5 protein-coding genes are annotated in these 6,591 nt (G+C 40.9%); 3 read left to right on the plus strand and 2 right to left on the minus strand.

What is annotated here, in order from left to right; all coding sequences use genetic code 11:
• Window positions 1–50 precede the first annotated feature (50 nt).
• On the plus strand, window positions 51–2,351 hold the full coding sequence (locus tag DW862_RS09960) for a bifunctional dihydroorotate dehydrogenase B NAD binding subunit/NADPH-dependent glutamate synthase (RefSeq protein ID WP_074910206.1): 2,301 nt from the start codon (window positions 51–53) through the stop codon (window positions 2,349–2,351).
• A 144-nt stretch (window positions 2,352–2,495) separates the two neighbouring features.
• On the opposite strand, the gene panD is transcribed toward DW862_RS09960, so the two are convergent.
• Together panD and panC are read right to left on the minus strand one after the other, a co-directional pair.
• Complete coding sequence (gene panD / locus DW862_RS09965) at window positions 2,496–2,849, minus strand: aspartate 1-decarboxylase (protein ID WP_004316702.1); 354 nt, start codon at window positions 2,847–2,849, stop codon at window positions 2,496–2,498.
• An 18-nt stretch (window positions 2,850–2,867) separates the two neighbouring features.
• Window positions 2,868–3,713 (minus strand): pantoate--beta-alanine ligase, encoded by an 846-nt coding sequence (panC, locus tag DW862_RS09970; protein WP_004316703.1) that lies wholly within the window; start codon window positions 3,711–3,713, stop codon window positions 2,868–2,870.
• Window positions 3,714–3,855: 142 nt separating this feature from the next.
• On the opposite strand from panC, the gene DW862_RS09975 reads away from it, so the two are divergent.
• Together DW862_RS09975 and DW862_RS09980 are read left to right on the plus strand one after the other, a co-directional pair.
• Window positions 3,856–4,689 (plus strand): glycogen/starch synthase, encoded by an 834-nt coding sequence (locus DW862_RS09975; RefSeq protein ID WP_004316705.1) that lies wholly within the window; start codon window positions 3,856–3,858, stop codon window positions 4,687–4,689.
• Window positions 4,690–4,711: 22 nt separating this feature from the next.
• A complete protein-coding gene (locus DW862_RS09980) occupies window positions 4,712–6,451 on the plus strand; it encodes a DUF4270 domain-containing protein (RefSeq protein WP_004316706.1) in 1,740 nt (579 codons plus the stop codon).
• Window positions 6,452–6,591 lie beyond the last annotated feature (140 nt).

Raw genomic sequence — 6,591 nt, forward strand, 5'->3', positions numbered from 1 at the left:
ATATCATTCTGATAGCAGTTACGTAATAAAAACAACAAATTAATTAGATAATGAACAAAATCATTAGCAAGGAACGCTTTTCTGAAAAAGTATTCAAATTTGAAATTGAAGCTCCTTTAATTGCTAAATCCCGTAAGGCCGGACACTTTGTCATCGTGCGTGTAGGTGAAAAAGGAGAACGTATGCCATTGACTATCGCAGGTTCTGACCTCAAAAAAGGTACCATTACTCTGGTAGTGCAGGAAGTCGGGCTTTCTTCTACCCGTCTCTGTGAACTGAATGAAGGCGATTACATCACTGACGTAGTAGGCCCGCTCGGACAAGCTACCCATATAGAGAAATTCGGAACAGTAGTCTGCGCTGGTGGTGGTGTAGGCGTAGCTCCGATGCTTCCTATCGTACAGGCTTTGAAAGCAGCCGGCAACCGTGTTATCACTGTACTGGCCGGACGCAACAAAGACCTGATTATTTTAGAAAAAGAAATGCGTGAAAGCTCTGACGAAGTAATTATCATGACAGATGACGGCTCTTACGGTCGTAAAGGTCTGGTGACAGAAGGCGTAGAAGAAGTTATCAAACGCGAGAAAGTGGACAAATGCTTCGCTATCGGTCCTGCCATCATGATGAAGTTCGTTTGCTTGCTGACTAAGAAATATGAAATTCCGACTGATGTTTCATTGAACACCATCATGGTGGATGGAACTGGTATGTGTGGTGCTTGCCGTATCACTGTAGGAGGAAAGACTAAATTCGTTTGTGTAGACGGTCCTGAATTCGACGGTCACCAAGTGAATTTTGATGAAATGCTGAAACGTATGGGCGCGTTCAAAAATATCGAGCGCGAAGAAATGCATAAACTGCAACCGGAATGTGAAGCAACCAAAGAAATCGACGAGAAAAGCCGTAATGCAGCCTGGAGACAGGAATTACGCAAATCAATGAAACCGAAAGAACGTACAGCCATTCCCCGTGTAGAAATGAACGAGCTTGACGCTGAATATCGTTCACACAGCCGTAAAGAGGAAGTAAATCAAGGATTAACAGCAGAACAGGCTGTTACAGAAGCTAAACGTTGTCTCGACTGTGCTAATCCGGGATGTATGGAAGGCTGTCCGGTAGGTATTGATATTCCTCGCTTCATTAAGAATATCGAACGTGGAGAGTTTCTTGAAGCTGCTAAAACATTGAAAGAAACAAGTGCGCTTCCGGCTGTTTGCGGTCGTGTGTGTCCACAGGAAAAACAGTGCGAATCAAAATGTATTCATTTAAAAATGAATGAAAAGCCCGTCGCTATCGGTTATCTGGAACGTTTCGCAGCTGATTACGAACGTGAAAGCGGGCAAATCTCCGTACCTGTCATTGCAGAGAAGAACGGCATCAAAATAGCTGTGATCGGTTCGGGACCTGCAGGATTGGCATTTGCCGGAGATATGGCTAAATATGGATATGATGTAACTGTATTCGAAGCATTGCATGAGATTGGTGGTGTGTTGAAATATGGTATTCCCGAATTCCGTTTGCCAAACAAGATTGTAGACGTAGAAATCGAGAACCTTAGCAAGATGGGTGTTAACTTCATCAAAGACTGTATCGTAGGAAAAACAATCGGCGTAGAGGACTTGAAAGCTGAAGGTTTCAAAGGAATATTTGTGGCTTCCGGCGCCGGGCTGCCTAACTTTATGAATATCCCGGGAGAGAATTCCATCAATATCATGTCGTCCAACGAATACCTCACTCGCGTTAATCTGATGGACGCTGCCAGTGAAGATTCGGACACTCCGGTAGCTTTCGGTAAAAACGTAGCAGTAATCGGTGGTGGTAATACAGCGATGGACTCTGTTCGTACTGCCAAACGTCTTGGTGCAGAGCGCGCTATCATTATCTATCGCCGTTCGGAAGAGGAAATGCCTGCACGTATCGAGGAAGTAAAACATGCTAAAGAAGAAGGAGTTGAATTCCTTACACTACATAATCCGATCGAATATATTGCTGATGAACAAGGTTGCGTAAAACAGGTTATTTTGCAAAAGATGGAATTAGGCGAGCCGGATGCTTCCGGACGTCGTAGTCCTGTAGCCATCCCGGGAGCAACAGAAACAATTGATATCGACCTGGCAATTGTCAGCGTCGGAGTATCCCCTAACCCTATTGTTCCAAGCTCCATCAAAGGACTGGAACTAGGACGAAAAGGAACCATCACTGTGGATGACAACATGGAATCTTCCATCCCTATGATTTATGCAGGAGGCGATATCGTTCGCGGTGGAGCTACTGTTATTCTGGCAATGGGCGATGGCCGTAAAGCCGCTGCCGCCATGAATGAACAATTGAAGGCAAACGCCGGTAACTAATTGCCGCTTATTAACAGGTGGGCTAAAACCAACTCACACGTGGGCGGAACATCACTCGTCCCCCGGCATAAAAATAAAATAAGAAAAGCCCCGTCTACAAAATGTAAACGGGGCTTTTCTTATTTCAAATATCAAAGATACTTTCTACTTTACCACTTTGTTCGTCGCAGGATCGGGGAAGATTACAGCCGGTTTAAACGACTTGGCTTCCTCAAAATCCATCAATGCATAGGACATGATTATAACAATATCATCCGGTTGCACCTTGCGGGCAGCAGCACCATTCAGGCAAATTTTACCCGAACCGCGTTCACCTTTGATAATGTAGGTTTCAAAGCGTTCACCATTGTTATTATCAGCGATATACACTTTCTCTCCCGCAATCATGTTTGCAGCATCCAACAGGTCTTCATCAATCGTGATACTACCCATGTAGTTCAGATTGGCCTCTGTGACACGTGCACAATGAATTTTCGACTTCAACACTTCAATCATCATAAGGTTTCGTCTTTTTAGTTATTCTTTATATTTAATATTATCAATCAGCCGGACTTCTCCACAGAATACTGTGATACATCCAACTGCATAGGAAGTATCCTCCCAATTACTAATTTTCTGCAATGTGTTTCCATCTACAATCTCAAAATACTCCATGCGCAAGCCCGGAGCAGCTTCGATTGCATCTTCTACCATCTTTTGCGTCTCGCTCACCGTGTGAGTGGCTGCAAAGTTACGACTTTTAAATAAGGTCCGGGAAATATTTAAAGCATTTTCACGTTCTTCTGCCGATAAACGTTTATTCCGGCTACTCAATGCCAGTCCATCTTCCTCACGCACAATTGAACAACCTACAATTTCAAGGTTATATTTCAATTGTCGAACCATCTCACGAATAATTGCTAACTGCTGAAAATCTTTCTCCCCGAAATATGCGCAGTCCGGCTGTACGGCATTAAACAGTTTGCTGACAATCTGGCAAACACCGTTAAAATGCCCCGGACGGAAAGCACCTTCCATCACCGTATCTAATGGTGCATAGCTAAATTGACGGGTATCCGGTTCCGGATACATTTCGCTTACCGAAGGAGCAAAAGCGAAATCTGCTCCGCATTCTTCCAACAAACGGCAATCTGCATCTAATGTACGCGGATACTTCTCTAAGTCGTTTTTATCGTTAAACTGTGTGGGATTCACAAAAACACTCACAACAGTTACACCATTCTCACTTACGCTGCGCTTTACCAGAGATGCATGTCCCGCATGTAAAGCACCCATTGTAGGAACCAGTCCCACCTTTTTACCTTGGGCTCTCAAGACAGTCAATTCTGCCTGTAAGTCCTTGATAGTGTGCACTACTTTCATTTTCGTCAATTGGTTTATGTTTTACTCGTTTGCAAAAACTCTGCAAAATAAACTAATATTTGCCACATAAAGAAAGAATATCTTATTTAATGTGTCTTTTTTTTCGTATCTTTGCAGAATATTATAGTGAACTATTGTTATTATGACAAAGGCGAATAAAGTTTTATTTATTACTCAAGAGATTACACCTTACGTTTCAGAATCCGAAATGGCCAATATAGGTAGAAACCTTCCACAGGCGATACAAGAAAAAGGCCGTGAAATCAGAACCTTTATGCCTAAATGGGGAAATATCAATGAGCGCAGAAACCAGCTGCACGAAGTGATCCGCCTCTCCGGTATGAACCTGATCATCGACGATACTGACCACCCCTTGATTATAAAAGTTGCATCTATCCAATCCGCACGCATGCAGGTATATTTCATCGATAACGATGATTATTTCCAGAATCGTATGCAGACAGCGGACGAAAATGGTGTAGAATATGATGATAACGATAGCCGTGCCGTTTTCTACGCACGCGGCGTATTGGAAACAGTGAAAAAACTTCGCTGGTGTCCTGATGTCATTCACTGTCATGGCTGGATGACAGCTTTAGCTCCTCTTTATATAAAGAAAGCCTATAAAGACGAACCTTCTTTCCGCGATGCCAAAGTGGTATTCTCTGTTTATGAAGATGACTTCAAAAATACACTTAGCGATGATTTCGCAGCCAAATTGATGCTGAAAGGTATTTCCAAAAAAGATTTAGGTGATTTGAAAGAGCCGGTAGACTATGCTGCTCTATGCAAACTCGCCGTTGATTATTCGGATGGAGTCATACAAAACAGCGAAAAAGTAGACGAGTCTATTATTGAATATGCCCGCCAATCTGGCAAATTGGTACTTGACTACCAGAACCCGGAAAACTATGCAGATGCCTGCAACGAGTTCTACGATCAGGTATGGGATGCTACTGCAAACGAAGAAGAATAAAAAAAATCAAGATACGACGATCATGAAAGCAAAATACGCCTTAATAGCTTTACTGGCAATCACTTTTTGGGGTTGTGATGATAACACTGCCGGACTGGGATTGGGAATGTTTCCGGGAAGCGACCAGAATATCAATGGAAAGCTATCTACCTTTGATGTGACTACAGAATCCGTTCATGCCGGTAAGATATATGCAATGACTAATGTGGGGTATGTAGGTAAGTTCACTGATGAAACATTCGGAACTTATCAGGCAGGTTTCTTAGCAGAACTCAACTGTCCGTCAGGAATGACATTCCCTGGAGTATACAATGGTACTGCTCTTAACGATAAAAAGAAAGCTACCAATATAATGGTAGACGAAGCTGGGCTTGGAGACGACGCTATTGGAATATACAATACAGATAATATAAATGATCCAAAAAGAAAACTCATAGGCAACATTCATACTATTGAGCTTTATTTGTGGTATAGCAGTTACTTTGGAGACTCATTAACAGCTTGCCGTTTAAGTGTCTATGCATTAAATGAAAATTTAGATACAAAGAACGCCTATTATACAGATATTACTCCAGAGGATTATTACGATGCAAATACTGATAACAGTCTATTAGGAACGAAAGCTTATACAGCTGTTGATCTTTCAGTAAAAGACTCCATTCGTAAACTTAGTACATATGTTCCCAGCGTACACGTTTCTTTCAGAGATAAAGCTGCTAAAGAAATTGGAAAAGAAATTATTAAAAGAGCCAACGAGTTAGGTGTCAATTTTGACAATAAGGAGTTTAGAAAGATTTTTAAGGGAATTTATGTAAAGAGTGATTACGGCGATGGTACTGTGCTTTACATAGACCAAGCTCAAATGAACGTAGTATATAAATGCTATGCAGTTGATACACTTACAGGTGTTAAACTGGAAAAGAAAGTAGTAAAAGAAGGAGAGTCTAAAGACTCTACTTATTATGGATATCGTACCTTTGCCACTACTCGTGAAGTAATTCAAGCTAATCAGTTAGACAATGATAAGGATGCCATTCAAAAATGCATTAATGAGGATACGTGGACTTATTTAAAGAGTCCAGCAGGGATTTTCACTCAAATAACTCTTCCTATTAGCCAAATAGCAGATTCACTTCTTAACCAAACAGCAGAAAAGCGTCAAAGTGATATACTAAATGCTGTTAAACTAGGAATACCTATCTATAATGAAACCAGTGACAAAAAGTTTGGTATGTCGACTCCTAGCAATGTTTTATTAATACGTAAAAAGTACAAAGACAGTTTCTTTGAAAAAAACCAGCTTAGTGATGAAATAACTTCATCTCTATTTAGACCCACCACAACTAGCTTTACTCAATACACATTCAACAATATCACTCAAATGATTAATGATTGTTTAGCAGATAGGGAAAAAGCAGAGAAAGAAATACATGAAAAGGGGTCTATAACAATCAAAATAACCGATTTAGATGGAAATAGTAAAGATGAAACCGTCAATAATATTAAAGATTGGGAAGACTTAAGCGAATGGAACAAATTCGTACTTATCCCAGTACTTGTGACCACAGATTCTTCTTCAAGTAATAGCTACTATGGTTCCAGCAATGTTATTAGTATACAACATGATTTAAAACCTGGCTATGCACGTTTAAAAGGAGGCAAGAAAGGAACTATACAAGATGCCAAAGGTAACCCTGTATATCCAGAGTATGTGCTCAAGCTTGAAGTTGTTTCTACAAACTTTGGAACAAAATCAAAATAAGAAATAGTTGAAATATTATAAAGCAATAGCGCAGGTTACTCAATGTAACTTGCGCTATTGCTTTATAATATATTTATAGAGAAGTCAGGGCTCACCCGCAATTTCTTGGGGGTAACTATTTGTAGCTTTCTTTAAAGTGA

This window comes from Bacteroides sp. AM37-9 (assembly GCF_003603455.1).
GTDB lineage: Bacteria > Bacteroidota > Bacteroidia > Bacteroidales > Bacteroidaceae > Bacteroides > Bacteroides xylanisolvens.

Bases quoted from the DNA above. Each gene is read 5' to 3' on its own strand.
- panC (WP_004316703.1), bottom strand. From the start codon at position 3,713: ATGAAAGTAGTGCACACTATCAAGGACTTACAGGCAGAATTGACTGTC.
- DW862_RS09980 (WP_004316706.1), top strand. From the start codon at position 4,712: ATGAAAGCAAAATACGCCTTAATAGCTTTACTGGCAATCACTTTTTGG.
- DW862_RS09960 (WP_074910206.1), top strand. From the start codon at position 51: ATGAACAAAATCATTAGCAAGGAACGCTTTTCTGAAAAAGTATTCAAA.
- DW862_RS09975 (WP_004316705.1), top strand. From the start codon at position 3,856: ATGACAAAGGCGAATAAAGTTTTATTTATTACTCAAGAGATTACACCT.
- panD (WP_004316702.1), bottom strand. From the start codon at position 2,849: ATGATGATTGAAGTGTTGAAGTCGAAAATTCATTGTGCACGTGTCACA.